The sequence below is a fragment of the Nonomuraea recticatena genome (assembly GCF_039533245.1).
Lineage (GTDB): Bacteria > Actinomycetota > Actinomycetes > Streptosporangiales > Streptosporangiaceae > Nonomuraea > Nonomuraea roseola.
In genome coordinates this window covers 1-24,561 of the sequence record NZ_BAAATE010000056.1, presented here as the reverse complement: position 1 = coordinate 24,561, position 24,561 = coordinate 1, and the positions used below count along the sequence as shown (strand labels likewise).

Genomic DNA, 24,561 nt, shown 5'->3' with positions numbered 1-24,561 from the left:
CTCTCCCTGGTGCGACTGTCCCGACGGAACCTCGTCCGTGTCCAGGAGCATCCTGACGGCTCGGCGCGGCGCAGGCCAGGGGGCGCGGCTCAGGACCTCGACAGCGTGAGAAGTCCGTCCATCAGCCGCCGCCTGTCGTCCTGACCCAGCAGCGCGTACGGCTCGGCCGCCCGCCGGTTGGTCTCCCGCTCGACCCTCTCCCACACCGGCCCCTCGCGCAGCAGGGAGATCTCCCGCGCGGACAGCCCCTCCGCCTGCCAGGCCGCCGCGTGCGCGTCGGCCCGGTGATAGCGGAAGGCGGCGAGCCTGTTGAACAGCGCGACCCCTGCCGAGACCCCCTCAGGCTCGTACGGCGGCGCCATCGCCTCCAGCGCCCCGCCTCCCACCCGTTCCGCCGTCTCCAGCAGCCGCCCGACCAGCTCGCCGACCTCCCCGACCAGCTCGTCACGGCCGCTCCACAGCTTCGCGGTGGCCTGCTCGTGCAGCGTGTACAGCCCCTCGACGAAGGCCAGCGTGACCGGCGTCGCGTGGAGCCCGCCGTGCCCGTCCTCGCGCAGCGTTCCCTGAGAGAGGTGGTCGGCCACCTCGGCGTCGCGTTCGGCGGCCGTGCCGTACCTGTAGACGGCGGCGAGACCCGCCCTGGTCAGCGGGCGCAGCGGGAGCACGTACCGCTGGTCGATGAGGAAGCCGGGCCGCAGCCCCGAGCGCCGCACGTACTCCACCCCCGCCTGGCGTCCGACGGCGTGGACGTCGATGTGCACGGCGTCGATCACCGGAGCGATCGACGCCGCGAAGGCCGCGATATCATACATGGTCGGTCATTATGCCGATCCTTCGGGATACCGCAGCGTCGATCGTGGAGGCACCCGGCTCCTCCCACAGGAGTACCCGCACCAGCAACCCCAGGGTGACGCCAGGCCCGCGACCGCCGGTAGATCGTGGACGCATGACCACACGCCCCTTCAGATTCGGCGTCGTCGCGGGGAACGCGCCAGGCGACGAGGGCTGGACGGCCCTGGCGCGCCACGCCGAGCGGCTCGGCTACGCCACGCTGCTGGTTCCCGACACGCGGGGTGCCGATCCTCGTCGCCGCCGCGGGGCCACGGGCGCTCCGCCTTGCCGCGCGGAAGGCCGACATCGTCACGCTCGCCATGCCCGTCCAGGCGAGCGAGGACCAGTTGGCCGCCAAGCTGGACGAGCTCTACGAGCTGGCCGGCGACAGGTTCCCCCAGCTGGAGATCAACGCCAACCTGGCCGCCGTCGGCGAGGACCTGCCGCCCTGGCTGCTGCGGCAGATCGGCGGCGAGCCCCGTGGCACCGGCATCCTGACCGGCTCGGTCGAGGAGATGGCCGAGACGCTGCGCAAGCGCAGGGACCGGCTCGGCGTCTCCTACGTCTCGATCAACGCCGGCTACATGGAGGCGTTCGCGCCGGTGGTGGAACGGCTCACCGGTACCTGACACAAGATGGCAGGTACGGGGCGGAGGATGGAGCCATGAACGCAAAAGGAACCTTCGTCACCTTCGGCTGGACCCCCCAGGAGCCCTACGACGTGGCCGACGGCACCGCGCTGGCCTTCGTCACGCTGAGCAAGACCTTCGAGGGCGATCTGGCCGGGTCGAGCTCGGTCACGATGATCGTCTCGTCCTCCGAGAGGGAGGACTCCCGCTCGTACGTGGCGATGGAGCGCGTCTCGTGCGCGCTGGGCGGCCGCGAGGGCACGTTCGTCCTGCAGCACAACGCCGTCAGCGACCAGGGGGAGGACTCCCTCGTGTGCGCGGTCGTGCCGGGGTCGGGCACCGGCGGGCTCACGGGCCTGCGCGGCCGGATGCAGATCCTCGTCGCCCCCGACGGCTCACACTCCTACATCTTCGACTACGAGCTCTGAGGAGGGGCGAGGGACACCACGGCGGCGATCAGCTCGGGCCCGTCGAGAAGGGCCCTGTCGTTGTGCCCCGCGCCCTCGACCTCCACCTCGGTCACGGGTCCCGCCGCCGAGGCCGCCACCGTACGGCTCAGCGCGGCCGGGACGATTGTGTCGTGGGAGCCGTAGACGACGGCGGTCGGCACCCGCACGGACGCCAGTGGTGCCGCGACGGGGAAGCGGTCCCACAGCAGCAGGCCCACCGGCAGGAACGGGTAGTTGTGGCGGCCGGCCGCGGCGAGGTCGGTGAAGGGGGAACGCAGCACCAGGGCGTCGGGCGGGTCCTCGGTGGCCAGCGCGGTGACCACGGCCGCGCCCAGGCTCTCGCCGAAGTAGATCACGGGACCCTTCACCAGGGCGCGGGCCGCCCTGGCGTCGCGCAGCAGGCCCTCCTCCGAAGGGGAGCCCGGGTTGCCGCCGTAGCCCCTGTAGTCCATGAGCAGCACGTCGAAGCCCTCACGGTGCAGGGCCGAGGCCAGCGGTCCGCGGTGGAGGCGGTTGCCCGCGTTGCCGCCCGCCACCAGGACGGTCACTCCACGCCCGCCGCCCGTGAGGTGCCAGGCGGACAGGCGCAGGCCGTCGGAGGTGGTGAAGGCGACATCGCGGGCGCCTGGCAGCACCGCGCCGGCAGGAGGCGGCGGCGTCGGGTCGGGCAGGTAGATCAGCCGGCGCTGGAAGATCCAGACCAGCGCCAGCAGCACGGCGGCCACCGCCAGGACGGAGAGCGTGGCCTTGATCACGCCGGCCCGACGAACCGGGCCACGGCGACCCCGAGGACGGCCGCGCGCGCGGGCACGACCGGGTCGATCCTGGTCTCCTCCAGTGCGCGGTAGGTGGTCACATCATCTGATCCTTGTCGTTGGCAGGCTTGGCGTAAAGGTCCAACGCGCGGGCGTACAGCCGTAGGAAGAGGCGCTGTGTCAGCGTGACCAGCGGCCCGCCCAAACGCGTGAGCAGGCTCCCCGGACGGCTGAACACGGTGATGGTCACCTTGGCCCTGCCGTCGGGAAGCCGTTCGAGCAGGAAGCTCTCCTCCCCGCTCTCGGGGTGGCCCGGCAGCGTGCCGTACGCCCAGCCGGCGCGGTCCTGCTCCTCGATCACCCAGACGATCCCGCAGGGCGCCTTCAGAACGGCCAGGTGGACGGTCACCTTCACGCCGGGGGCGACGCGCGGCGCGGACGGCAGCGGGCGCATGCCGAGACGATGCTGCACCTGCCAGGTCATCAGCGCCTCGGCGGCCTCCTCGAAGGGGACGCGCAGCACGCGCGAGTGGCGCAGGTGGGTGTATCCGGCGGGCAGGTCGCCCGTCAGGGTCGCGCCGACGTCGGGATAGGTGAACTCCATGACCGCCTCACAAAGGGTCGAGCCGCCGCAACGCGGCGACGGCGCAGAGGGCGAAACCGAACGCGTTGCCGACGCCATGGGTGGCGATCATCAGCTCCATCGAGGGGTGAGGGAGGCCGGTGGCCTGCCCCACCGCCCAGGAGAGTGCCAGCAGCATGGACGCCACGAGCACCGCGCCCGTCAGCAGGAACACGCCGCGGAAACTGCGCCAGGCCAGCCAGCCGACCCACCACATGCCCGCCGTCAGCACCAAGGAACCGGCCAGCTCGGCCCAGTCGCCGACGAAGTAGCCGCCCAGCACCAGCAGCGTCCCTGCGGGGACGGTCAGCGCGGCGGCGCCCGAGCGCGCCTGCCTGCCGACGAGCCCCGCCACGAGCGCGGCGGCGAAGCCGGCGAAGTGGAAGTGCGCGACCGTGAGCGCCAGCATGTGCGGCGTGTAGCCGAGCAGGTGGTAGCCGCCCCGCTCGGCGATCAGCGAGAGCGCGGCGACCGAGGGGGTCGCCAGAGCGGTGGCCGCGGCCAGCTGCACGGGGTCGGGCCTGCGCAGCCGGGGAAGGGCGTGGAAGGCGAGGTAGAGGGTGGCCAGGCCGTAGCAGACGGCCAGCGCCACCGCGAAGGGCCCGCGCGGCAGCCAGAGCGACAGCGCCCCAGGCAGCGCGCCCGCGAGGAACGGCCAGGCGCGCACGCCGAGCAGCCGCAGGCCCATGGGGATGACGACCAGCATGCCCAGCGTGACGATCGCGCCGATGAGGGGGGTCACGTCGCCTCCTTTTGAACGTGTTCAAATCGACTGTACATCAGTGCGGAACACGGGAGGAGACGGCCCGGTGCGAAAGGCGGCACCAGGCGCTCAGGGCGGTGGAAGGGCTCGGCGGCGGAAGAGGGCTCAGCGGGTGGCGCTGAAGGCGCGCCGGTAGGCCGAGGGAGAGGTGCGCATCGCGCGGGTGAAGTGGTGGCGGAAGGTGACAGGGCTCTCGAAGCCGACCGCGGCCCCGATCTCCTCCACCGGCGCCCCCGTCGACTCCAGCATCGGCAGGCTCGCGGCCACCCGTTGGGAGATCACCCACCGCAGCGGGGAGGTGCCGGTCTGGGCCTTGAAGCGCCTGACGAAGGTGCGCTCCGCCATGTGGGCCATCCTCGCCAGATCGGCGACGCTGATCGGCTCGCTCAGGTGGGCCAGCGCCCACTCCATCGCCCTGGCCACCGCGTCGTCCTCGCCGACCGGCGTCACCGCGGCCTGGATGAACTGCGCCTGCCCGCCGTCGCGATGCGGCGGGATGACCAGCCGCCTGGCGACGGCGTTGGCGACGGTCGCCCCGTGGTCGGTGCGTACGAGGTGGACCAGCAGGTCGAGCCCCGCCGCGCTGCCCGCGCTGGTGAGGATCTGCCCGCCGTCCACGTAGAGCACGTCGGCGTTGACGCGGATCTCGGGGAAGCGCCGCTGGAGCAGGTCGGCGTACTTCCAGTGGGTCGTGGCCTCGCGTCCGTCGAGCAGGCCGGCCGCCGCGAGGGCGAAGGCCCCCGAGCAGATCGACACGATCCTGGCCTTCCTCTCGAAGGCCTGCCTGAGCGCCGCGACCAGCGCGGGGGAGACGGGGGCGCGCACGTCCGCCACGCCCGGCACGATCACGGTGTCGGCCGAGGCGAGCACGTCGAGCCCGTGCTCGGCCCGCATGCTGAACCCTCCGACGACCCGCATCGGCTCGTCGCCCTCCGCGCAGACCTTCAGGTCGTACCACGGCACCCGCAGCTCGGGCCTGGACAGGCCGAAGATCTCCACGACGCAGCCGAGCTCGAAGGGCGACATGCCGTCGAAGGCGAGCGCGGCCACCGTGGGCAGACGGGAGGGCGGCGGAACCAGTATGAACCGGATCGTATCCGCCGCGTGTGCGGGACCCGGCGCGCCGAGCGCCATGGACGCCTGCGCGCCCGACCGCGTGCTGACAGTCAGCGGCCTGGATCGGGCCTGGACACCGTGATCTGCTCCAGCCCCTCGGGCTGCTTGCCTGGGTAGAGGCCGGTGAGCATGGCGGCGACGGTGTAGAGGTGCCAGGCCGTACCGGGCTTCTTCACCACGGGGTCGGCGAACAGCGCCCGCACCTCGTCGGGGTTGACGATCGGCGCGAGGGCGTCGAGGCTGCCGAGCACCTGCTCCCTCAGCACCGCGGTCAGGTCGGGGCCCGGGCTGGTCCGCCAGCTCCAGCCCCCGCCGCTCTTCTGGGTCGGCATCGACGGCGGCGGCACGTGCGACCACGGCCACCTCTTCTGCAGTCCGTCGGTGAACCGCCACGGCTTGCCCTCGATCGGCACCTCCCTGAGCTGCGGCGCGAAGCGCAGGATCAGGGTGTAGATCACCTCTTCGGACAGGCGCCAGCCCTGGTCGAGGGAGAGCGCGGCCCTCGCCACCCTGTTGTCGAGGAACGGCCTGACCGGGTCGCCCCTGCGCAGCGCGCCCGCCCGCGCGCTGGCCTGCCACCTGCCGACCTTGTACCAGATGTAGATGTGGTCGAGCGCCTCCAGCCGGTTCTCGCGCGCCTGCCACGGCTTGGCCAACTCGCGCGCGTGCTCGTTGGCCTCGGCGGTGAACAGCTTCTCGTCCTTGTAGAAGGTGTTGTTGATCCTGCGCAGCAGCGCCTTGTCACCGAGGTCGGTCTGCAGCAGGTTGAGGCTGCCCGCGCGCAGCGTCTCTCCGCTCTGCCCCGACATGGTGGGCTTTCCCGAGTACGGCAGGTAGCCCACGATCGACTCGTAGGCCGACGTCATGCCCTCGCAGGTGCGCAGCGTCTCCCAGGCCCGCTCCAGCGGGTGCTCGACCAGCACCGCGTCCTTGGCCGCGGTCTGCGGCGGCGCGATCACGGTGTGCTCGACCTTGAGCGCCGCGGCGATCCGCCTGGCCAGGATCACGTCCGGGTGGGTGTCGAGCCCGTTGGTGGTCACCCTGAACGGCACCTTCGCCGCGTGCAGCAGCGCCGCCAGGATCCTGGTGTCGCGCCCGCCCGTCAGCGCCAGGTTGACCGGCTCGGGCGCGCTCCTGAGCGGCTCGACCGTGGCCAGCAGCGCCTCGGCCAGCTCCCCGATCGCCGCCCTCTTCGACCGCGGCGAGTCGGGCGCGGGCCCTGCCACCGGCAGCGGGGTCTCGCTGATCGTACGGCTCCCGCCACGGATCGCGATCGTCGTGGAGGGGCGCAGCGCCGACACCCCCTTGTAGGGCGTCTCGTCGGACAGGAAGAAGCCCTGACGGACCATCGTCTGCAGGGCGAGCACGTCGAAGTCGATCCTGTCGGCGCGCTGGGCGAGCAGATGCACCAGCAGCGCCCTGCTGCCGACGATGTGCAGGTCGGCGGTCTCGGCGTAGAAGACGGGGCAGACCCTGTTGATCGCGGTGCTCGCGGTCAGCTCGCCGTCACGGGCGATCCACGCGGAGAAGGCGCCGCCGATCGAGTCGTCAGGCGGCCTGCTCACGTCGGCGGGGTCGGCCAGGTGGCCGTTCACCCCGACGATCCTGCCGCCGTCGGGGTGCAGCAGCCTGGGCAGGCGGGAGTCGTCGGGCTCGTTGCTCCAGCCGAACAGCGAGACGCCCCCACCGTGCCACTCGTCGGCCCTGATCACCTCGGCGGGCACGGGGAAGGCGCTCTCGATCGCCTCTCGGGCGGTGGCCAGAGCCTGCGGGGGAATGTCTCGGCCCTTGGCGGCAGACCCAGATAGACACGCACGGCACCCATGCCTATCACGCCTCGAACACGGTTTGTACTCGCTTGAGTCAAGAGCCCGGCCACTGCCTCCAACGGTCCCGTCGTACCCGATGGAGGTGGTTGCCATGAAATTACGCCCCTTAGTAGTGATCGCGCTATTGGTGGTGCTCGCCGCGTGCGGAGGGCCGGGAGGCGCGGGAACGGACGCTCACGACCGCGCGGCGCCCGTTCCCGCGTCCAAGCCCTCGGCCTCGTCGGCGCCCGTGACCACGGAGGAGGGCAAGGAGAACGACACCGAGACGGCGCAGGTGTCGACGTTCGCGCTCGACGTCGACACCGCCTCCTACGGCTATGCCCGCCGTACCCTCGAGGAGGGACGATGGCCGGAGCCCGCCCAGGTCAGGCCTGAGGAGTTCGTCAACTCCTTCCGCCAGGACTACGCCCAGCCCGGCGACGACGGGTTCACCGTCCACGTCGACGGCGCGCGCATGCCCGAGCGGAACACCGCCGTCCTCAGGGTCGGTCTGCAGACCAGGGCCGCCGACGCCGCGTCCAGGCGTCCGGCGAACCTGACGTTCGTGGTCGACGTGTCGGGCTCCATGGCCGAGCCCGGCCGCCTCGACCTGGTCAAGCAGGCCCTGCACACGCTGGTCGACCAGCTCGCCCCCGGCGACCAGGTCTCGATCGTCTCCTTCAGCGACGCGGCGCGGCTGGTGGCCTCCATGACCCCGCTGACCGCCCGCGCCGACCTGCACGCCGCCGTCGACAGGCTCGCCGTCGAGGGCTCGACCAACCTGGAGGACGGGCTCGTCACCGGCTACCAGGAGGCGGCGCGCGCCTTCCGTCCCGCCGCCACCAACCGCGTCATCCTGCTGTCGGACGGCCTGGCCAACACGGGCAGCACCGCGTGGCAGGCCATCCTCGACAGGGTCAAGGAGCACGCGGGCAGGCAGATCACGCTCCTGTCGGTCGGCGTCGGCAGGGACTACGGCGACGAGCTCATGGAGCAGCTGGCCGACAACGGCGACGGCGCGGCCGTCTACGTCAGCACGGTCGAGCAGGCCCGTCAGGTCTTCGTCGAGCGCCTGCCCGCCACCCTCGAACTGCGCGCCCGCGACGCCAAGGCGCAGGTCGTCTTCAACCCCTCGGCGGTGGAGAGCTACCGCCTCATCGGCTACGAAAACCGCGCCATGGCCACCGAGGACTTCCGCGACGACGCGCGCGACGGCGGAGAGGTGGGTCCTGGGCACTCGGTGACCGCGCTCTATGCGGTGAAGCTGCGCCCGGGAGCGTCGGGCCAGCTCGCCTCGGCCACCGTGCGCTGGCAGGAGCCCGACACGCGCACGCCCGCGGAGGCGAGCGCGTCGGTGAAGTCGGCAGACCTCGGCGACGCGCTGTGGGAGGGCACGTCCTCGCGGCTCCAGGTGGACGTCGTGGCCGCCGCCTTCGCGCTCCACCTGCGCGACAGGGAGGCGTTCGGGCTCGGCCTCCGAGAGCTGGGAGCGCACGCCACCAGGCTCGCCTCGGCCACCGAGGACGCCGCGGTGAGCGAGCTGGCCGGGCTGATCACCAAGGCGGCTTCCATCGGGTGACGGCCCGGGCCTTTCAACGCGCCGACGCCGGGCGGGAGTGCTCCCGCCCGGCGTCGGCGTGCGCGCGGTGTGCCGCCAGGGTCAGCTCTTGCCGTACCTCTGCTTGAACTTCTCGACCCGGCCCGCGGTGTCGATCACGCGGCCGCGCCCGGTGTAGAACGGGTGGCTGGCCGAGGAGACGTCCACGTCGACGACGGGGTAGGTGTTCCCGTCGGTCCACTCGACGGTCTTGGCGCTCACGGCGGTCGACCTGGTCAGGAAGGCGTAGTCGGCGCTCGCGTCCCTGAAGACCACCGGACGGTACTCGGGGTGAATGCCCTTCTTCATCGTTCCTCCCTGAAGGTGACGTGCTGACGGATGATGGGGTCGTACTTGCGCACTTCGAGCCGGTCGGGGTCGTTCCTGCGGCTCTTGGTGGTCGCGTAGGTGTAACCCGTTCCCGCAGTGGATCGAAGCTTGATCACCGGCCGCTGATCGTTCCTGGCCATCTGACGCCTCCTTGCGGTTGAAAACGGTTTTCATTGTAACCATGGTCGGGCGGCGTTCATTCCCCGTCACCGAGTACTGCTGAAGTCCTATAGACTGGCTCCGCGCCGAGAGCGCAAAGGGGCTATAGCGCAGTTGGTAGCGCACCTCCATGGCATGGAGGGGGTCAGGAGTTCGAGTCTCCTTAGCTCCACCGTTTGGTAACGCAGCGGCGTCGATGGCAGGGAGCGGGCCAGAAGCCCGAGTCTCCTCAGCTCCATCGCGACTGACATGGCCGGTGAAACTCTCACCGGCCTTTTTCTATTCCGGCCGCGGTCTGGCGGCCGATGGTGGTCTGCTTACAGAATATTGTTATGTCCGAGAATCTGATCTTTCGTCTTCCTCCCACCTTCGAGACCGTGGAGGAGGAGCGGCGCCACCGCAAGGAACGGCTCACAGCGGCGCTTCGCATCTTCGGCAGGTTCGGGTTCGAGGAGGGGGTGGCGGGACACATCACCGCCCGCGACCCCGAGCTGAGCGACCACTTCTGGGTCAACCCGTTCGGCATGTCCTTCAAGCACGTCAGGGTCAGCGATCTCATCCTCGTCAACCACGAGGGCAAGGTGGTCGAGGGCCGCTACCACGTCAACGAGGCCGCGTTCGCGATCCACTCCCAGGTCCACCAGGCCAGGCCCGAGGTGGTCGCCGCGGCCCACAGCCACTCGGTGTACGGCAGGGCGCTGTCGGCGCTCGGTCAGACCATCGAGCCGATCACCCAGGACGCGTGCGCCTTCTACCAGGACAACGGCCTGTTCGACGACTACACGGGCGTGGTGACCGACCTCGAGGAGGGCAAGAGGATCGCCGCGGCGCTCGGCTCCCACAAGGCCGTCGTGCTGCGCAACCATGGCCTGCTGACGGTCGGGGCCACGGTGGACGCGGCGGCGTGGTGGTTCATCACCATGGAGCGGTCGGCGCAGGTCCAGCTGGTGGCCAAGGCGGCGGGGCAGGTGGTGCCGATCTCCCACGAGAACGCCGAGCTCACCCACCAGCAGATCGGCAACGACCTGGTGGGGTGGATCAACTACCAGCCGCTCCACGACCAGATCATCCGCGAGCAGCCCGACCTGTTCGAGTGAGTCTTCCTCGGGCCCTCCCCGCCGCGTTTCCCGAGTGACGGTCAGACGGCGGGCCGGGCGCCCCAGGCGACGGTCGAGTCGGCCCAGCGGTCCAGCAGGACCCGGTCGTGGCTGATCGCCAGGACGCCCGCCCCCGTCCGCGCCTGGTAGGCCAGGACCACCGCCACGAGGTGCGCCTGCGTGGACGTGTCCAGCATCGTGGTCATCTCGTCGCAGATCAGGTAGCGCGGCTCCAGCGTCAGCGCCCTGGCCAGGCAGGCCCGCTGCAGCTGCCCGTCGGACACCTCGTGGGGCCGCCGCGTGAGCAGGTCGCCGGTCAGCCCCACCTCCCCGGCCAGCGAGGCGACCAGGGACGGCGAGCGCCGTCCCGCGGCCGCAGGCGGTTCGGCGATGATCTCGCGCAGCGTCATGCGCGGGTCCACGGCCGTCCTGGGCTGCTGGTAGAGCAGCGCCACGCTGGTCCTGAGCGAGCGGGGCGCGCGCTGGCGCCACCGCGACACGACGGCGCCGTCGATCGACACCTCGCCCGAGGTGGGCCGCATCATCAGCGACAGCACCCTGGCCAGCGTCGACTTGCCGCAGCCGCTGGGCCCGCCGAGCCCCACGGTCCGTCCTGGCGGCACCTCCAGCGAGACGCCCGACAGCACGGGGCGCCTGCCGTACCCTGCGGTGATGTCATGCGCCCTGAGCATGGGCGGCCTCCCTGAGCGGATGGTGGCAGGACACTCCCGAGCTCATCGCCGGCTGCCGCGCGCACGCCCCCGTGACGTGCGCGCAGCGCGGCGCGAACGCGCAGCCCTCGGGCAGCGCGGCCACCTCGGGCGGCATCCCCGCGATGGCGACGAACTCCCTGTCGGGCTGTGCGGCGACGAGCCCGGCCGTGTAGGGATGGCGCGGCCGGTCGAGGAGCTCGGCCGCGGGGCCGGCCTCGACCAGCCGGCTGGCGTACATCACCGCGAGCCGGTCGGCGACCTGCGCGGCGGCGCGCAGGTCGTGGGTGATGACCAGCACCGCCCTGCCCTCCTCGCACAGCTCGCGCAACACCGCCATGGTCCGCTCCACCAGCGGCCTGTCGAGCCCGCTGGTGGGCTCGTCGGCGATCAGCACCTCGGGGTCGCCCGCCAGCGCGATCGCGTTGGCCACCCGCTGGGCCATCCCGCCCGAGAGCTCGTGCGGGTAGCGGTCCAGGTCGCGGGGGGCGAGCCCGAAGCGCTCCGCCAGCTCCGCCGCGCTCCTGGTGGAGCCGAGCTCCTCGAGGGCCTCCTCCAGCTGCGCCCGCGCGGTGCGGACAGGGGTGAGGTGCGTGGCGGGGCTCTGCGGGATCAGCCCGATCTGCCTGCCGCGCACCCTGCCCGCGAGGACGGCGGGCGAGGCCGACAGCAGGTCGAGCTCGGAGGAGAGCATCGCCTTCCCCGACACCCGCGCGTTGCCGGGCAGCAGGCCGAGCAGCGCGTGGGCCAGGACCGACTTGCCGCAGCCCGACTCGCCGACCAGCGCCAGGCACTCGCCCCGCCGTACGGAGAAGGAGGCGTCGGTGACCGCGCGGACGGTCGCCCCTGGGATGGAGAAGCTCACCGTGAGCCCCGTGACCTCGAGTTTCACAGCGCGAGCTCCGATCGCATCCGAGGGTTGAGCCGGTCGCGCCAGCGCTGCGACAGCACCGACACTGCCAGCGTGGGAGCCAGGATGAACAGGCCGGGCGCCAGGCTGGACCACCAGTTGCCCGCCAGCAGCGAGCGCTGACCGTCGTTGATCATGTTGCCGAGCGAGGCCAGGTGCGGCGGCAGCCCGAGGCCGAGGAAGCTCAGCGCCGTCTCGTGCCAGATGGCGTGCGGCACCATCAGCACCATCGCCAGCAGCAGGTGCGGCACCAGGTGGGGCAGCAGGTGCCGGTAGATCACGCGGGAGCGGCTCGCGCCGCCCGAGATGGCCGCCTCCACGAAGGGCCGCCCGCGCAGCGACAGCACCTCCGAGCGGACGATGCGGGCGGCGGAGGTCCAGTGGGTGATGCCCACGGAGACGACCACGGCCACCGGGCTCGGCGCGAACATCGCCACGATGAAGATGCCGAGCAGCAGGTGCGGCAGCGAGGAGAAGCCGTCGACCACCCGCATCAGCAGCCTGTCGACCAGGCCGCCCGCGCTGCCGGCCGCCAGGCCGAGCGTGCCGCCGATGGCCATGCTGACCAGCGCGGCGACCAGGCCGACGAGGAAGGAGACACGCAGGCCGTACACGCAGCGCAGCAGCACGTCGCGGCCCACCTCGTCGGTGCCGAGAGGGTGGGCAAGCGAGGGCGGCAGGCCCGCCGCGCGCAGGTCCACGAGCTGCTGGTCGAGCTGGAAGATCGGCGGCACCAGCAGGACGGCCAGGCCGAGCGCGACCAGGACGAAGGCGGCGGTTCTCATGAGGCGGTCCGAGGGTCGGCGATGCGGTAGGCGAGGTCGGCCAGGAGGTTGCCCGCGACGACGGCGAGCGTGCCGAGCAGGGTGAGCACGGCGAGCAGGGGGAAGTCCACGGACAGCGCCGCCTGCACGGTGGCGGAGGCGACGCCGGGCCAGGAGAAGACGGTCTCGACCAGGATCGCGCCGGTCACCAGCTCGGGCACGCGCGCCCCGAGCAGGGTGAGGAACGGCAGCAGCGCCGCCCTCAGCGCGTGCCTGACGACCACGGTGCGCTCCCGCAGTCCGCGCGACCTGGCGCCGAGCACGAAGTCCTCGCGCAGGGTCGCGATGACCGACTCCCTGACGTACAGGACGAGCCAGGACGACTGTGAGATCGCCAGCACCGTCACCGGCAGCACCATGTGGGCGGCGACGTCGAGCGGGTCGAGCGTCGTGGAGCCCGCGTCGGTCAGCCCGCCCGCGGGCAGCCAGCGCAGCGTCACGGCGAAGACGTAGATCGCCGCGAGCGCCAGCCAGAACACCGGCGCCGACTCGTTGGCGAGCGCGCCACCGGTGATGATCCTGTCGAGCGCCGAGCCCTTGCGCCAGGCGGCCAGCGTGCCCACGACCAGGCTGCCGGCCAGCATGAGGACGATCGCGCAGCCGGTGGCGAGCAGCGTCCACGGCAGGCGTTCGAGGATCACGTCGAGCACCGGCCTGTTGAAGGAGTGGGACTCGCCCAGCTGCCCGGAGGACAGGTTGCCGAGCCAGGTGGCGTACTGCTCGAGCAGCGGCCTGTCGAGGCCCCACTCGGCCCTGATCCTGGCGACGACCTCGGGCGAGGTGACCATCGCGCGGTCGCCGAGGTACTGGCGGACGGGGTCGAAGGGGGAGTTGGCGGCCAGCGCGAACATCGCGGCGGTGACCGCCAGCAGCAGCGGCACGGCGAAGGCCAGCCGCCAGAGCACGATTCTCAGCATCAGGCGGCGGGCTTCCAGGTGTGCAGGTCGCGGAAGAGCCCGCCGGTGGCGTGCTCATGGGCGTCGACCGAGGGGATGACGCCCTGGTAGTCGCCGCGGATGACGTAGACGTGCTTGAGGAAGGCGAGGTAGGTCCAGGCCTCGTCGTCGTGGACGAGCTGCTGGAAGTCCTGGTAGGCCTGCCTGCGCACGGCCTGGTCGGTGCTGGCCCTGCCCTTCTCCAGGGCCGCGTCGACCTCGGGGTTGTCGTAGTGGCCCGGGTTGAAGAAGCCCTGTCCCGCATACCTGGAGTGGAAGAGCTCGAAGTTGACGTAGTCGGGGTCGTACGGGCTGCCGTAGCCCATCATCAGCGCGTCCCTGGCCATGCGCGGCTCGATCGCGTCCCAGTCGAGGCCGGCCAGCTTCACGTCGATGCCGATCTTCTTGGCGTCGGAGGCGACGGCCAGGGACAGCTCCTTGCGCAGCGAGTCGCCCGCCGGGTACATCAGCGTGAAGCTCGCCCTGATGCCGTCGGGGCCCGGCTTGTGCCCCGCCTCGTCGAGAAGCTTCCTGGCCGCCTCGGGGTCGGTCCTGCCGGTGACCGAGGGGTTGTGCCAGACGGTGTCGGGGGAGATCGGGCCGTAGGCGGGCTTGCCCGCCCCCGCCAGGATCGTGTCGACCATCGCCTGCCTGTCGATGGCCAGGCTCATCGCCTTGCGGATCGCCACGTCGCCGGTGACCTTCTGCTTGAAGGGCCACATGATGCCGCGGTAGTCGGCGCTGTCGACCTTGTAGACCCTGAGGCCCCGCTGGTTCTCGAACCTGGCCGCGGCCTTCGGCGGCAGGATCGTCGCGTCGAACTCACCGGCGGCCAGGCGCGTGGCCCTGACGTTGTCGTCGGCGGCGAAGGCCACCACGACCCTGCCGATGGCGGGGGCGCCGCCCCAGTAGTCCTTGTTCGCCGTCATGACGACCTTGTCGCCGGGCGTCCACGAGACGAAGGTGTAGGGCCCGGTGCCGACCGGCTTGCCGGCGGGAAAGCCGCCCTCGGGGACGATGCCGAGCGTGGTGCGCTGGGTCAGCGGCGCGTAGGCGTGCTTCAGCCTGAACTCCACCGTGTGGTCGTCCTTGGCGGTCACCGTGTCGATGGCCTCGTAGTCGCCGCCGATCGGCGAGCCCTTGACCGAGGTGTAGGTGTAGGCCACGTCCTTGGCAGTCAGCGGCCTGCCGTCATGGAAGCGCACGCCCTGGCGCAGGGTGAAGACGGCGCTCAGGCCGTCGGCCGAGACGACGGGAGGGGCGGTCGCCAGCGCGGGCCTGAGCGTGAGGTCGGCGCTCCTGGTCATGAGGCCGTCGAACATCATCGACCCGCCGTCGGGCGCGTAGCCCTTGACCGGGTCCAGGGTCTCGAACTCCGAGCTGATCGCGATGACGAAGGCGTCGTCAGCGGCAGGGGCGGTGGAGGGTGCGGAACAGGCGGTCAGAGCGAGGACGGCGACCAGCGCGGCCGGCCACAGGCGCGAGAGCATATGGCTGACTTTAACTTGTAGTTGCACATCATTCGCAATTAGGTCCCGCGGAAGGTCTGCCGGTACGCCAGCGGCGGCACGCCCACCGCCGCGTGCAGGTGCTGGCGCAGCGACACGGCGGTGCCGAACCCCGAGCGCCTGGCGATCTGGGCCACCGCCAGGTCGGTGGTCTCCAGCAGGTGCCTGGCGTGCTCCACCCGTTGGCGGGACAGCCAGCGCGCCGGGCTGAGCCCGGTCTCCTCCCTGAAGCGCCTGGTGAAGGTGCGCACGCTCATCCGCGCGTGCTCGGCCAGCGCGGCCAGGTCGAGCGGGTCGTCGAGGTGTTCCAGCATCCACTGCCTGGTCGCCGCGGTTCCCGTGCCGGTGGGCTCGGGCAGCGGTCGGTCGATGAACTGCGCCTGCCCGCCCTCGCGCCACGGCGGCATGACGCAGCGCCGGGCCGTACGGTTGGCCACCTCGCTGCCGTGGTCGCGGCGGATCACGTGCAGGCACAGGTCGAGCCCCGAGGCGACGCCGGCGGAGGTGAGCACGTCGCCGTCGTCGACGAACAGCACGTCCGGATCGAGGAGCACCTCGGGGAAGAGCCTGCGCAGGCGGGCGGCGTACATCCAGTGGGTGGTCGCGGGCCTGCCGTCGAGCAGGCCAGCCGCGGCCAGGACGAAGGCGCCCGTGCAGATGGACATCACCCTCGGCCGCCCCCGAAGGGCGTCGCGCAGCCTGCCGGGGATGGCGCCCGAGGTCATCGCGGGGCCGCCGTGGACGCCCGGCACCAGCACGGTGTCGGCGGTGTCGAGCACCTCGAGCCCGTGGTCGGGCAGCACGCTGTAGCCGGCGCTCGTCCTGACCGGAGCCTTGTCGAGCGAACAGGTCACGACCTCGTACAGATGGCTGCCGTCGCCGTCGCGCGCCGCCCAGAACAGCTGGCCGGGTATGCCCAGGTCGAGCGGGGCGAAGTCGTCGAGGACGACCACGGCGATCCGGTGGGTCATGGCCTGATTCTTTCACATATTGGCTTTCCGGCCACTTACGTCGAAATATCGTGCGTGGGGAGAATTCTCGGCATGAGAGTGCATCGTGCGTGGCTGGTGGCCGGTGTCGCCTTTGTGGCGATTCTGGGTGCGGCGGGATTCCGCGCCACCCCCGGCGTCCTGATCACGCCGCTCCACGAGGAGTTCGGCTGGTCCACGGGGGAGATCTCCCTCGCCGTCTCGATCAACCTGGTCCTGTACGGCCTGACCGCCCCCTTCGCCGCCGCTCTCATGGACCGCTTCGGCATGCGCAGGGTCGTGGCCGCCGCACTCACTCTCGTCGCGCTCGGCAGCGGGCTGACGGTGTTCATGGGAGCGAGCTGGCAGCTCGTGCTCTGCTGGGGCGTGCTCGTCGGCCTGGGCACCGGCTCGATGGCGCTGGTGTTCGTGGCGACCGTCACCGACCGGTGGTTCGTCAGGCACAGGGGCATCGTCACCGGCGTGCTCACCGCGGGAGGGGCCACGGGGCAGCTCGTCTTCCTGCCCGTGCTGGCCTGGCTGGCCGAGGGCCCCGGCTGGCGGGTGGCCTCCCTCACCGTGACGGCCGCCGCCCTGATCGTCGTGCCGCTGGTCTGGGTGTTCCTGCGCGACCACCCCTCCGACGTGGGCACCACGCCGCTGGGCGGCCCCGCCGTCGTGGTGCGCAGACCGACTGCCAACGCCGCCGTCAGGGCGCTGGCCGTCCTGCGGAGCGCGGCGAGGACCCGGGCCTTCTGGTTCCTCGCCGGCGGCTTCGCCATCTGCGGAGCGAGCACCAACGGCCTGGTCGGCACGCACTTCATCCCCGCCGCCCACGACCACGGCATGCCCCAGGCCACCGCGGCCGGCCTGCTGGCCCTGGTAGGCATCTTCGACGTCGTCGGCACCGTCGCCTCGGGCTGGCTCAGCGACAAGGTCGACCCGAAGGTGCTGCTCGGCGTCTACTACGTGCTGCGCGGCCTTTCGCTCATGGTCCTTCCCGGGCTGTTCGCCGCCACCACCGAGCCGAGCATGCTGCTGTTCATCATCTTCTACGGCCTGGACTGGGTGGCCACCGTGCCGCCCACGGTCGCGCTGTGCAGGAAGATCTACGGCGCCGACGGCTCGGTGGTCTTCGGCTGGGTGTTCGCCTCCCACCAGGTCGGCGCGGCGGTCGCCGCGATCGGCGCGGGACTCACCCGCGACCACCTGGGCGCCTACGACCTCGCCTGGTACGCCGCGGGCGCGCTGTGCCTCCTGGCGGCGGTGATGTCGCTGGCCGTGCGGCATGCTGGAAGCCATGATGGTGCTCCCGCTGGTGGTCAGGATCGAACGCGCGACGCCGCCCGAGCGCACTGACGCGCTGGAGGCGGCCGCCATGGCCGTGCTCGGCCTGCTCGACGATCCCGGCGAGTGGCGGGCCGAGCTGGAGACATGGCAGTCCACCGGCAGGATCCGCAAGGTGGTGCGCAGAGCGCGCGGCGCCGAATGGCGCAGGGCGATCGAGCTGCCTGGCCGTACGGTGGAGCACGGCAGCGCCGAGGTGCGCGTCCACCCGCCTGTCCCGCTGGACGCCTGGCCGAAGGAGCTGGCCAAGCTGCAGGTGGGCGGCACGGAGCTGGCCGACTCCACCGAGCCAGGTCCTGCCGGGCCGCCGATCCTGTGGGAGAACCCGACGCTGGAGATGTCGGCGGGCAAGGCGATGGCGCAGGCGGGTCACGCCGCCCAGCTGGCCTGGTGGGCCAGCTCGCAGGAGGAGCGGGAGCTCTGGAGGTCGATGGGGCTGAGGGTCTCGGTGCGGCGGGCGGAGGGCTTCGACGAGCTGGCCGCCGGCGGGCTGCCCGTCGTGCGCGACGCGGGCTTCACCGAGATCGCGCCGGGCTCGTGCACGTTCGTCGCGGACGTGCCGTGGCTGCGCGTCAGATCGTGATGAGGTCGGCCAGCACGCCGCCCTCCGGTGTCAGCCTCGCGGGCGACGGGCTGTCGTAGACGACCATGAGCCTGCCGTCGCCCATCGCCGCCAGTCCCTCGGGATGGTCACAGCCCACGCCGTACGGCAGGTCGGCGACGGGCACCGGCGCTCCCGTCCCGTCCCATCGCATGATCCTGACCGGACCGTCCAGGCTCATGGTCGGCCCCGTGAGCAGGAGCAGGTCGCCGTCGTAGGGGCACAGATCGCGCACCCCGAGGCCGCCCAGGTCGAGGAAGTGCTTGTGGTAGCCCCCGAGCTTGAGCCTGCGCGGGCCGTCCTCGCGCAGGTCGAGCTCCAGCACGACCGCCCAGCCGCGCAGCACGGGGCCGCGCAGGCCGAGCAGGACCCTGTCGCCGACCACGGCGAGGCCCTCGATGTCCAGCCCGTTGTCCTTGCCGGGAATGGCGGTGAAGGGGCCGAGGTGCGGGTCGTCGGCCAGCGCGTCGGCCAGTCCTGTGAGGATGGCGCCCTTTCCGAGCCCGTCGCCCTCCAGCGGGAGCCGTACGAGGACGAACCTGTTGGGCTCGCGGATGATCGCGCTGAGCCGCTTGGCGGCCTTCTCCCGCGACTTGGCGCGCCTGCGCTTGAGGCTGTGCGAGCCCACCGCCCAGAGCCACCCTCCGGCCCGCGCGAGGCCCTCGATGTCGGCCTCGTCGTCCCTGCCCGCGGGCAGGTCCACGTGGTCGGCGAGATGGAAGGTGCGCTGGTGGTCGTAGCGCTCTCCGGTCCAGGTCAGACGCTCGATGGTGGCGGTTTCGTCACCCGCGATCCACAGACCGGTGGCATCGGCGCGCAACGCGGACAGATTCGTGTGCGTTTGCGCGTCTCGTGACGCCTGGTCAAATCGGAGTTCCACCATGCGTGCTTTCTACACGCAATCCAGAGATATGTCGTACGCTCCCGATCGTGCTCGATGGGGAGAGTGGGCCCGCGGGGCCTCAGGTGAAGTTCCAAGCGAGGCCCACTGGCTCTCCGCTCAAGCGCAGTCGCCTGGGTGACCTGCGCATGCGAGACATCTACCGGATGCTCGCGGTCGTCGCCGCGCTGGCCGTCGCCGGCACGGGCGTGCTCGCCATCGCGCAGTCGGGAAGGGCGGACGAGGCCGCCGCCCGGCCGGTCGCCGCGCCACCGGCCGTGCCGGCCTCGTCCACCCCTTCACCCAGCCCCACCCCGACCCCCACCCCAAGCTCCGCCCCCACGGCGACTCCCGAGCCGACTCCCGCGGCGATCCCCAGCCCCGGCGCCTCCATCGCGCCGGGCTACACCGCCATGGAGGCGCTGGCCGCCGACCGCCGCGTGCCGAAGCTGCCGGGCCGCGTCAAGCTGCGCGCGCTGCCGGGCAAGCCGATCAAGACCCGCGGGGTGATCAGGGACGCCAAGACCGGCGTGAGCGTGCCACGCCTGCGCGGCCCGTGGAAGAGGTACGGCGCGGCCCCCTTCACCTCCAGGCAGGTGCTGCCCCCTGCGGGCAGAAGCCCGAGAGGCATGCTGGTCAGCTGTCCCGTGCCGATCGAGGCGCAGAAGTCGCTGCGCGACACCGCCCAGCTGGCCGCCCGCTGGACCCTCAACCACCATCCCAAGGGCGCGGTGATCCGCTGGCTCGGCACCCAGCCGGTCAAGAAGGGGTGGTCGCTGGTCTACCAGGTGAGATACGGCAAGCGCTCCTCCGTGGCCGCCGTCGTCGTGCTCGACGGGGGACAGGCCAAGCCCGCCCTGGTCTTCGTCACCATCCCCGACACCCACAAGAAGAGATGGGCGGACATCCGCCGCGTGACCTCGGGGGTGCGTGTTCTAGGCTAGAGCGATCATGTATGCGGCGATTTGGGGGAGTGACGCCGTGGCTGAGCGTTCGAGCGTGCCGAAGAAGGAGCCGGACAAGGACCGTCCCAAGCCGTGGCGCGCCGAGGGCCTGCCGGGGGGCGGAGCGGGCGGCCGTCCCAAGATCAACTGGTGGCGCTTCGTCATCACGCTCCTCGTGGTCTACGCGGGGTTCTTCCTGATCTCCAGCTTCTTCGACGAGGGTCAGGTCGAGACGATCTCCTACAGCCAGTTCACCAAGCAGGTGACGGCGAACAACGTCAAGGAGGTCTACGCCCAGGGCTACTCCGTCCAGGGAGACCTGAAGAAGGCCGCGACCGACCCCGACAGCGCCAACAAGACCTACACCAAGTTCGTCACCGAGATCCCGGTCTTCGCCAACGACGACCAGCTCTACCAGCAGCTGACCGCCGCGGGCGTGGAGATCAAGGCCGAGCCGATCAGCACGGGCAGCCGCGGTTTCCTGCTCAACCTGCTGCTGTCGCTGCTGCCGATCGCCGTCCTCGCGGGACTGTGGATCTGGGTCATGCGCCGTGGCGCGAGCATGATGGGCGGAGGGGGGCTCGGCGGCCTCGGCAAGTCGAAGGCGGCCAAGCCGATCGAGAGCGACAAGATCCGGGTCACCTTCGAGGACGTCGCGGGCATCGACGAGGTGGAGAACGAGCTCGTCGAGATCGTCGACTACCTGAAGGACCCGGCCAAGTACCGCAGGCTCGGCGCCAAGCTGCCCAAGGGCGTCCTGCTCGCCGGCCCTCCCGGCACCGGCAAGACGCTGCTGGCCAGGGCGGTCGCAGGTGAGGCCGACGTGCCGTTCTTCTCGGCCAGCGCCTCGGAGTTCATCGAGATGATCGTCGGCGTCGGCGCCTCGCGCGTCCGCGAGCTGTTCGAGGAGGCCCGCAAGGTCGCGCCCTCGATCATCTTCATCGACGAGATCGACGCCATCGGCCGCGCCCGAGGCGGCGCCAGCGGTCTCGGCGGGCACGACGAGCGCGAGCAGACGCTCAACCAGATCCTCACCGAGATGGACGGCTTCTCCGGCGCCGAGGGCGTCATCGTCATCGGCGCCACCAACAGGCCCGAGGTGCTCGACCCCGCGCTGCTGCGTCCAGGCCGGTTCGACCGTACGGTCATGGTCGCCCCGCCCGACGCGGCGGGCCGCGTCGCCATCCTCAGGGTCCACACCAGAGGCGTCCCGCTGGACGGCGACGTCAGCCTGGAGCAGCTGGCCAAGACCTCGCCGGGCATGACAGGCGCGGACCTGGCCAACCTGGTCAACGAGGCCGCCCTGCTGGCGGCCAAGCGAGGCAAGGAGAAGGTCTCGGCCGCCGACTTCGCCGACGCGCTGGAGAAGCTGCAGCTCGGCGCGGTCCGCTCGATCGTCATGCCGGAGGAGGAGCGCACCAGGACCGCCTACCACGAGGCGGGCCACGCGCTGCTCGGCATGCTGCAGCCGGGCGCCGACCCGGTCAGGAAGATCTCGATCATCCCGCGCGGCAGGGCGCTGGGCGTCACGCTGTCCACCCCCGACACCGACCGCTACGCCTACGACGAGAAGTACCTGCGCGGACGCATCATCGGCGCGCTCGGCGGCATGGCGGCCGAGCAGGTGATCTACGGCGTCATCACCACGGGCGCGGAGAACGACCTCGAGCAGGTCACGATGATCGCCCGCGGCATGGTCGGCAGGTGGGGCATGTCGGAGAAGATCGGCCCCCTCAGCATCCTGCCCAGCGACGGCCAGCCGCAGGCCGCCCCGCACACCCTCGCCGCCCTGGACGAGGAGGTGCGCAGGATCGTCGACGAGTGCTACGAGGTCGCCACGAGGGTCCTCACCGAGAACCGCGACAGGCTCGAGGCGATCGTCCTGGCGCTGCTGGAACAGGAGACGCTCGACGAGGCGCAGGCCTACGCGGCCGCGGGCCTCCCGCGCGCCAACAGGCCCGCCGTCGAGCCCAAGCCGCACTGACCTCTCCATGGTCTTATCCGGGTGCTGACCGGGGCAGCTTCGGCCTGTGGCTCTCAACGACGAACTCTTCGCCGCCCTCGGCGACTCGGGGCTCCAGCAGATCGCCGGTCTGCTGGGCACCGACACCGCGCAGGCCCGCACCGCGGTCGAGGCGGCGGTGGGCACCATCGTCGGCGGCATGGCGCACAGGACGGGTGACGCGCAGGGAGCGCAGGCCCTGCGCAGCGCGCTGGACCAGCACGTCGACAAGGACCCCTTCACCGCCGTCACCGCCGACCCCCAGGGTCTGGAGCGGGAGGGGCACGGCATCCTCGGGCACGTGCTCGGGCAGCAGGGGACCGAGCAGGCGGCGGCGGGGATCTCGCAGTTCGCGGGGCTGAACTCGCAGCAGGTGATGAAGCTGCTCGCCGCGCTGGCGCCGATCGTGATGTCGCTGCTGGCCAACAGGGCGAACAGGCAGGGGATGGACGCGGGGGCGGTGGCCGACGACCTCGACAGGGAGCAGTCGTCGGCGCGCGGCGGTGGCCTCGGGGACGTGCTGGGCGGGCTGCTGGGCAGCATCCTGGGCGGCAAGGGCGCTGGTGGAGGCGGCCTTGGTGACGTGCTCGGAGGGATGCTGGGAGGCGGCGGCCAGGCTCCCCGGCCAGGTCAGGAGGCGCCTGGCGGCGGCCAGGAACCCAGGCCGCGACCCGAGGCGCCCGGTGGGGGCCAGGAGAGCCGTCCTCGGCCGGAGGAGGCCCCGCCCGCACGCGAGGACACCCCGAGGGGCGGCACCAACCCCGACTGGTGATCGCTGACTGTGCGGCTCCATCGGCCCGGTTCCTCCGGTTTCCCCGGCGGGAGTCATCACCGTCCGAGGAGGTGGGGCCGCCGAGCCCGTGCGGGTGCGCCCGATCGCGGGCCGTCGCGGGGGTCGCGCCCGATAAACTGGGCGGGTGATCGTGCTCGCCTCAGCCTCGCCCGCCCGCCTCGCCCTCCTCCGCAGCGCGGGGCTCGATCCCAAGGTGATCGTCAGCGGGGTGGACGAAGAGGCCCTCACCGCGATCCTGCCGTCCGACCTGGCCCTGAAGCTGGCCGTCGCCAAGGCCACCGCCGTCGCCGAGGGCCTCACCGAGGGGCTCGTCATCGGGTGCGACTCGATTCTCGAACTCGACGGCAGGCCGTACGGCAAGCCCGCCGACGGCGAGGAGGCGCTGGCTCGCTGGCGCATGATGCGCGGCAGGACCGGCAGGCTGCTGACCGGCCACTGCGTGATCGACGCGGCCACCGGCAGGCGGGCCGCCGAGGTGGGCTCCACGGTGGTGCGGTTCGGCACGCCGTCCGAGCAGGAGATCGCGGCCTACGTCGCCACCGGCGAGCCGCTCAAGGTGGCGGGCGCCTTCACCCTCGACGGCCAAGGCGGATGGTTCGTCGAGAGCATCGAGGGCGACCACGGAAACGTCCTCGGGATCTCGCTGCCGCTGGTTCGCTCGCTGTTCGACGAACTCGGTTACGCGGTGACGGACTTCTGGCGCTAGTTTCTCCCCATGCGTTCATTGCGGGAGTTCGCCGGTGGCATCGGGTTCTTCTTCCAGGGTCTCGCCTGGGTGGCGAGAAACGGCCGTTGGTGGGCGTTCGGCCTCATCCCGGCACTGATCGCTTTCGCCGTCTATGTGGCGGCTCTGGTCTATCTGGGCAACAACGCCAACGACATCGCCGACTTCCTCACGCCCTTCGCCGACGGTTGGTCCGAGGGCTGGCGCGACTTCTTCAGGGGCGCGCTGGGAGTGCTGCTGTTCATCGGCGGGCTGGCGTTGGCGGTGGTCACGTTCACGGCGCTGACGCTGACGATCGGGGAGCCCTTCTACGAGAAGCTGTCGGAGAAGGTCGACCCGCTGGACGGGCCCGATGACACGCCGTGGTGGCGATCGCTTCCCCGGTCCCTGCGCGACAGCCTGGTGACGCTGCTCTACGTGCTGATGTTCACCATCCCGCTGTTCCTGCTGGGGTTCGTGCCGGTGATCGGGCAGACGGTGGTGCCGGTGCTGGGCGCCCTCGTGTCCGGATTTTTCCTGACAGTTGAGCTGACGTCGCTCGCGATGGAGCGACGCGGCATACGGCGGCGCGACCGCTTCGCCGTCCTGCGCGGCAACAAGGCGCCGGCGCTGGGGTTCGGGGTGCTGGTCTTCCTGCTGTTCCTGGTGCCGCTGGTGGCGGTGATCGCGATGCCCGCGGCCGTGGCGGGCGCCGCCCTCATGGTCCGTTCGCGCCTCATCCCTACCCCGCCCACCGGCCTGCCCGGCACGGGTTCGCCTGGCGCCGGTCCGCGTGGCACCGGCCTGCCTGGCCCTGGTCCGCGGGGCACCGGTTTGCCTGGCGCCCCGTCTTCTCCCACCCGGTTGCCCGGCACTGACTCGCCTCCCCGCGGGATGCCGCCCACCGGGGGCTCGCCGTACGGTTCCCCTCCGGCCTGAGCCCTTCCCTCCGGTTTGAGCCCTCCCCTCCGGCCTGAGTCCGGCACGGTCGCCGGCCCACGAACCGGCCCACGGACCGGCCCACACCGCCTGTTCACGGGTCGGCATCAGCGGCATGTCGTTCCTGGACATGTGGTCGATGGCCCTGTTCGGCGCCCGCGCCGCGAGACACCCTGACGAACCGGGTCTCGGTGTCGGAGGGGTCGCCGATGTGGGCCACCACCTCGACCAGCCCTTAAAGCGTCTAACAGAATGATCTCCGGTGTGCTTTGATCTCTCGCTGTAGCGGTCGTGAGAGGAGTACGGGTGGCGCGGGCGAAGCCGTGGGAGGTCAGCGACGA

General features: G+C 71.4%; 26 protein-coding genes and 1 tRNA gene. 12 read left to right on the top strand and 15 right to left on the bottom strand.

The annotated features are described in order from the left end of the window. Positions 1–89: 89 nt before the first annotated feature. Complete coding sequence (locus ABFX50_RS47970) at positions 90–812, bottom strand: hypothetical protein (protein WP_346157343.1); 723 nt, start codon at positions 810–812, stop codon at positions 90–92. 261 nt (positions 813–1,073) lie between these two features. Here ABFX50_RS47970 and ABFX50_RS47965 point away from each other — a divergent pair, with 261 nt between their 5' ends. Both ABFX50_RS47965 and ABFX50_RS47960 read left to right on the top strand, forming a co-directional pair. Next, positions 1,074–1,460 carry a hypothetical protein gene (locus ABFX50_RS47965; RefSeq protein WP_346157341.1) on the top strand — a complete coding sequence of 129 codons (387 nt, stop codon included), beginning with the start codon at positions 1,074–1,076 and terminating at the stop codon, positions 1,458–1,460. A 35-nt stretch (positions 1,461–1,495) separates the two neighbouring features. Beyond that, entirely contained in the window at positions 1,496–1,888 is a 393-nt protein-coding gene (locus ABFX50_RS47960) for a DUF3224 domain-containing protein (protein WP_346157339.1), read from the top strand. Here ABFX50_RS47960 and ABFX50_RS47955 read toward each other — a convergent pair. The 5 genes from ABFX50_RS47955 to ABFX50_RS47935 form a co-directional block, all read right to left on the bottom strand. Continuing rightward, the gene (locus ABFX50_RS47955) at positions 1,876–2,664 is read right to left on the bottom strand and encodes an alpha/beta hydrolase (protein ID WP_346157336.1); all 789 of its coding nucleotides are present in this window, start codon (positions 2,662–2,664) and stop codon (positions 1,876–1,878) included. The genes ABFX50_RS47960 and ABFX50_RS47955 overlap by 13 nt on opposite strands. 97 nt (positions 2,665–2,761) lie before the next feature. Beyond that, positions 2,762–3,268 carry a DUF1990 domain-containing protein gene (locus tag ABFX50_RS47950; RefSeq protein ID WP_346157334.1) on the bottom strand — a complete coding sequence of 169 codons (507 nt, stop codon included), beginning with the start codon at positions 3,266–3,268 and terminating at the stop codon, positions 2,762–2,764. Between the two features lie 7 nt (positions 3,269–3,275). Beyond that, positions 3,276–4,028, bottom strand: a complete 753-nt coding sequence (locus ABFX50_RS47945; protein WP_346157331.1) for a YndJ family protein — start codon at positions 4,026–4,028, stop codon at positions 3,276–3,278. Between the two features lie 126 nt (positions 4,029–4,154). Next, complete coding sequence (locus tag ABFX50_RS47940; protein ID WP_428834736.1) at positions 4,155–5,108, bottom strand: helix-turn-helix domain-containing protein; 954 nt, start codon at positions 5,106–5,108, stop codon at positions 4,155–4,157. 107 nt (positions 5,109–5,215) lie between these two features. Further along, the gene (locus tag ABFX50_RS47935) at positions 5,216–6,889 is read right to left on the bottom strand and encodes an asparagine synthase-related protein (RefSeq protein WP_346157324.1); all 1,674 of its coding nucleotides are present in this window, start codon (positions 6,887–6,889) and stop codon (positions 5,216–5,218) included. Between the two features lie 196 nt (positions 6,890–7,085). On the opposite strand from ABFX50_RS47935, the gene ABFX50_RS47930 reads away from it, so the two are divergent. Next, entirely contained in the window at positions 7,086–8,552 is a 1,467-nt protein-coding gene (locus ABFX50_RS47930; protein ID WP_346157322.1) for a vWA domain-containing protein, read from the top strand. Positions 8,553–8,633: 81 nt separating this feature from the next. On the opposite strand, the gene ABFX50_RS47925 is transcribed toward ABFX50_RS47930, so the two are convergent. Continuing rightward, the gene (locus tag ABFX50_RS47925) at positions 8,634–8,879 is read right to left on the bottom strand and encodes a type B 50S ribosomal protein L31 (RefSeq protein WP_346124248.1); all 246 of its coding nucleotides are present in this window, start codon (positions 8,877–8,879) and stop codon (positions 8,634–8,636) included. Then, entirely contained in the window at positions 8,876–9,040 is a 165-nt protein-coding gene (rpmG, locus tag ABFX50_RS47920; protein ID WP_183647285.1) for a 50S ribosomal protein L33, read from the bottom strand. The genes ABFX50_RS47925 and rpmG overlap by 4 nt, the downstream gene beginning before the upstream one ends. A gap of 118 nt (positions 9,041–9,158) precedes the next feature. On the opposite strand from rpmG, the gene ABFX50_RS47915 reads away from it, so the two are divergent. Together ABFX50_RS47915 and ABFX50_RS47910 are read left to right on the top strand one after the other, a co-directional pair. After that, positions 9,159–9,231 (top strand) — tRNA-Ala (locus ABFX50_RS47915). A 160-nt stretch (positions 9,232–9,391) separates the two neighbouring features. Then, on the top strand, positions 9,392–10,156 hold the full coding sequence (locus tag ABFX50_RS47910; protein ID WP_246451860.1) for a class II aldolase/adducin family protein: 765 nt from the start codon (positions 9,392–9,394) through the stop codon (positions 10,154–10,156). 41 nt (positions 10,157–10,197) lie between these two features. Here ABFX50_RS47910 and ABFX50_RS47905 read toward each other — a convergent pair whose 3' ends face one another. From ABFX50_RS47905 to ABFX50_RS47880, 6 genes are read right to left on the bottom strand one after another with little or no spacing between them, the layout of a single operon-like run. Further along, positions 10,198–10,848 carry an ABC transporter ATP-binding protein gene (locus tag ABFX50_RS47905; RefSeq protein ID WP_346157318.1) on the bottom strand — a complete coding sequence of 217 codons (651 nt, stop codon included), beginning with the start codon at positions 10,846–10,848 and terminating at the stop codon, positions 10,198–10,200. Continuing rightward, positions 10,832–11,758 (bottom strand): ABC transporter ATP-binding protein, encoded by a 927-nt coding sequence (locus ABFX50_RS47900; protein WP_346157316.1) that lies wholly within the window; start codon positions 11,756–11,758, stop codon positions 10,832–10,834. Before ABFX50_RS47900 ends, ABFX50_RS47905 begins: the two co-directional genes overlap by 17 nt. Beyond that, positions 11,755–12,561, bottom strand: a complete 807-nt coding sequence (locus tag ABFX50_RS47895; protein WP_346157314.1) for an ABC transporter permease — start codon at positions 12,559–12,561, stop codon at positions 11,755–11,757. The genes ABFX50_RS47900 and ABFX50_RS47895 overlap by 4 nt, the downstream gene beginning before the upstream one ends. Further along, a complete protein-coding gene (locus ABFX50_RS47890) occupies positions 12,558–13,517 on the bottom strand; it encodes an ABC transporter permease (protein ID WP_183647273.1) in 960 nt (319 codons plus the stop codon). Before ABFX50_RS47890 ends, ABFX50_RS47895 begins: the two co-directional genes overlap by 4 nt. Further along, positions 13,517–15,025, bottom strand: a complete 1,509-nt coding sequence (locus tag ABFX50_RS47885; protein WP_346157310.1) for an ABC transporter substrate-binding protein — start codon at positions 15,023–15,025, stop codon at positions 13,517–13,519. The genes ABFX50_RS47890 and ABFX50_RS47885 overlap by 1 nt, the downstream gene beginning before the upstream one ends. Before the next feature lie 38 nt (positions 15,026–15,063). Continuing rightward, positions 15,064–16,014 (bottom strand): GlxA family transcriptional regulator, encoded by a 951-nt coding sequence (locus ABFX50_RS47880; RefSeq protein ID WP_346157308.1) that lies wholly within the window; start codon positions 16,012–16,014, stop codon positions 15,064–15,066. 72 nt (positions 16,015–16,086) lie between these two features. Here ABFX50_RS47880 and ABFX50_RS47875 point away from each other — a divergent pair, with 72 nt between their 5' ends. Beyond that, positions 16,087–17,370 (top strand): MFS transporter, encoded by a 1,284-nt coding sequence (locus ABFX50_RS47875; protein WP_346157306.1) that lies wholly within the window; start codon positions 16,087–16,089, stop codon positions 17,368–17,370. Continuing rightward, positions 17,312–17,941, top strand: a complete 630-nt coding sequence (locus tag ABFX50_RS47870; protein WP_346157305.1) for an aminoacyl-tRNA hydrolase — start codon at positions 17,312–17,314, stop codon at positions 17,939–17,941. The genes ABFX50_RS47875 and ABFX50_RS47870 overlap by 59 nt, the downstream gene beginning before the upstream one ends. On the opposite strand, the gene ABFX50_RS47865 is transcribed toward ABFX50_RS47870, so the two are convergent. Next, positions 17,931–18,779, bottom strand: a complete 849-nt coding sequence (locus tag ABFX50_RS47865) for a DUF3616 domain-containing protein (RefSeq protein ID WP_346157303.1) — start codon at positions 18,777–18,779, stop codon at positions 17,931–17,933. The two genes, ABFX50_RS47870 and ABFX50_RS47865, sit on opposite strands and share 11 nt — an antisense overlap. Positions 18,780–18,988: 209 nt before the next feature. Here ABFX50_RS47865 and ABFX50_RS47860 point away from each other — a divergent pair, with 209 nt between their 5' ends. The 5 genes from ABFX50_RS47860 (at position 18,989) to ABFX50_RS47840 (ending at position 24,220) form a co-directional block, all read left to right on the top strand. Further along, a complete protein-coding gene (locus tag ABFX50_RS47860; protein ID WP_346157298.1) occupies positions 18,989–19,783 on the top strand; it encodes a hypothetical protein in 795 nt (264 codons plus the stop codon). 37 nt (positions 19,784–19,820) lie between these two features. After that, entirely contained in the window at positions 19,821–21,767 is a 1,947-nt protein-coding gene (ftsH, locus tag ABFX50_RS47855; protein WP_312895539.1) for an ATP-dependent zinc metalloprotease FtsH, read from the top strand. A gap of 46 nt (positions 21,768–21,813) precedes the next feature. Next, a complete protein-coding gene (locus tag ABFX50_RS47850) occupies positions 21,814–22,557 on the top strand; it encodes a DUF937 domain-containing protein (protein WP_346157293.1) in 744 nt (247 codons plus the stop codon). A 145-nt stretch (positions 22,558–22,702) separates the two neighbouring features. After that, on the top strand, positions 22,703–23,284 hold the full coding sequence (locus tag ABFX50_RS47845; RefSeq protein ID WP_346157291.1) for a Maf family protein: 582 nt from the start codon (positions 22,703–22,705) through the stop codon (positions 23,282–23,284). A 9-nt stretch (positions 23,285–23,293) separates the two neighbouring features. Next, positions 23,294–24,220: an EI24 domain-containing protein gene (locus ABFX50_RS47840; protein ID WP_346157289.1), complete on the top strand. Its 927-nt coding sequence runs from the start codon at positions 23,294–23,296 to the stop codon at positions 24,218–24,220. The last annotated feature ends 341 nt before the right edge of the window (positions 24,221–24,561 follow it).

Bases quoted from the DNA above. Each gene is read 5' to 3' on its own strand.
- ABFX50_RS47860 (WP_346157298.1), top strand. From the start codon at position 18,989: ATGCGAGACATCTACCGGATGCTCGCGGTCGTCGCCGCGCTGGCCGTC.
- ABFX50_RS47840 (WP_346157289.1), top strand. From the start codon at position 23,294: ATGCGTTCATTGCGGGAGTTCGCCGGTGGCATCGGGTTCTTCTTCCAG.
- ABFX50_RS47905 (WP_346157318.1), bottom strand. From the start codon at position 10,848: ATGCTCAGGGCGCATGACATCACCGCAGGGTACGGCAGGCGCCCCGTG.
- ABFX50_RS47870 (WP_346157305.1), top strand. From the start codon at position 17,312: ATGATGGTGCTCCCGCTGGTGGTCAGGATCGAACGCGCGACGCCGCCC.
- ABFX50_RS47930 (WP_346157322.1), top strand. From the start codon at position 7,086: ATGAAATTACGCCCCTTAGTAGTGATCGCGCTATTGGTGGTGCTCGCC.
- rpmG (WP_183647285.1), bottom strand. From the start codon at position 9,040: ATGGCCAGGAACGATCAGCGGCCGGTGATCAAGCTTCGATCCACTGCG.
- ABFX50_RS47885 (WP_346157310.1), bottom strand. From the start codon at position 15,025: ATGCTCTCGCGCCTGTGGCCGGCCGCGCTGGTCGCCGTCCTCGCTCTG.
- ABFX50_RS47910 (WP_246451860.1), top strand. From the start codon at position 9,392: ATGTCCGAGAATCTGATCTTTCGTCTTCCTCCCACCTTCGAGACCGTG.
- ABFX50_RS47880 (WP_346157308.1), bottom strand. From the start codon at position 16,014: ATGACCCACCGGATCGCCGTGGTCGTCCTCGACGACTTCGCCCCGCTC.
- ABFX50_RS47970 (WP_346157343.1), bottom strand. From the start codon at position 812: ATGTATGATATCGCGGCCTTCGCGGCGTCGATCGCTCCGGTGATCGAC.
- ABFX50_RS47960 (WP_346157339.1), top strand. From the start codon at position 1,496: ATGAACGCAAAAGGAACCTTCGTCACCTTCGGCTGGACCCCCCAGGAG.
- ABFX50_RS47895 (WP_346157314.1), bottom strand. From the start codon at position 12,561: ATGAGAACCGCCGCCTTCGTCCTGGTCGCGCTCGGCCTGGCCGTCCTG.
- ABFX50_RS47890 (WP_183647273.1), bottom strand. From the start codon at position 13,517: ATGCTGAGAATCGTGCTCTGGCGGCTGGCCTTCGCCGTGCCGCTGCTG.
- ABFX50_RS47925 (WP_346124248.1), bottom strand. From the start codon at position 8,879: ATGAAGAAGGGCATTCACCCCGAGTACCGTCCGGTGGTCTTCAGGGAC.
- ABFX50_RS47875 (WP_346157306.1), top strand. From the start codon at position 16,087: ATGAGAGTGCATCGTGCGTGGCTGGTGGCCGGTGTCGCCTTTGTGGCG.
- ABFX50_RS47950 (WP_346157334.1), bottom strand. From the start codon at position 3,268: ATGGAGTTCACCTATCCCGACGTCGGCGCGACCCTGACGGGCGACCTG.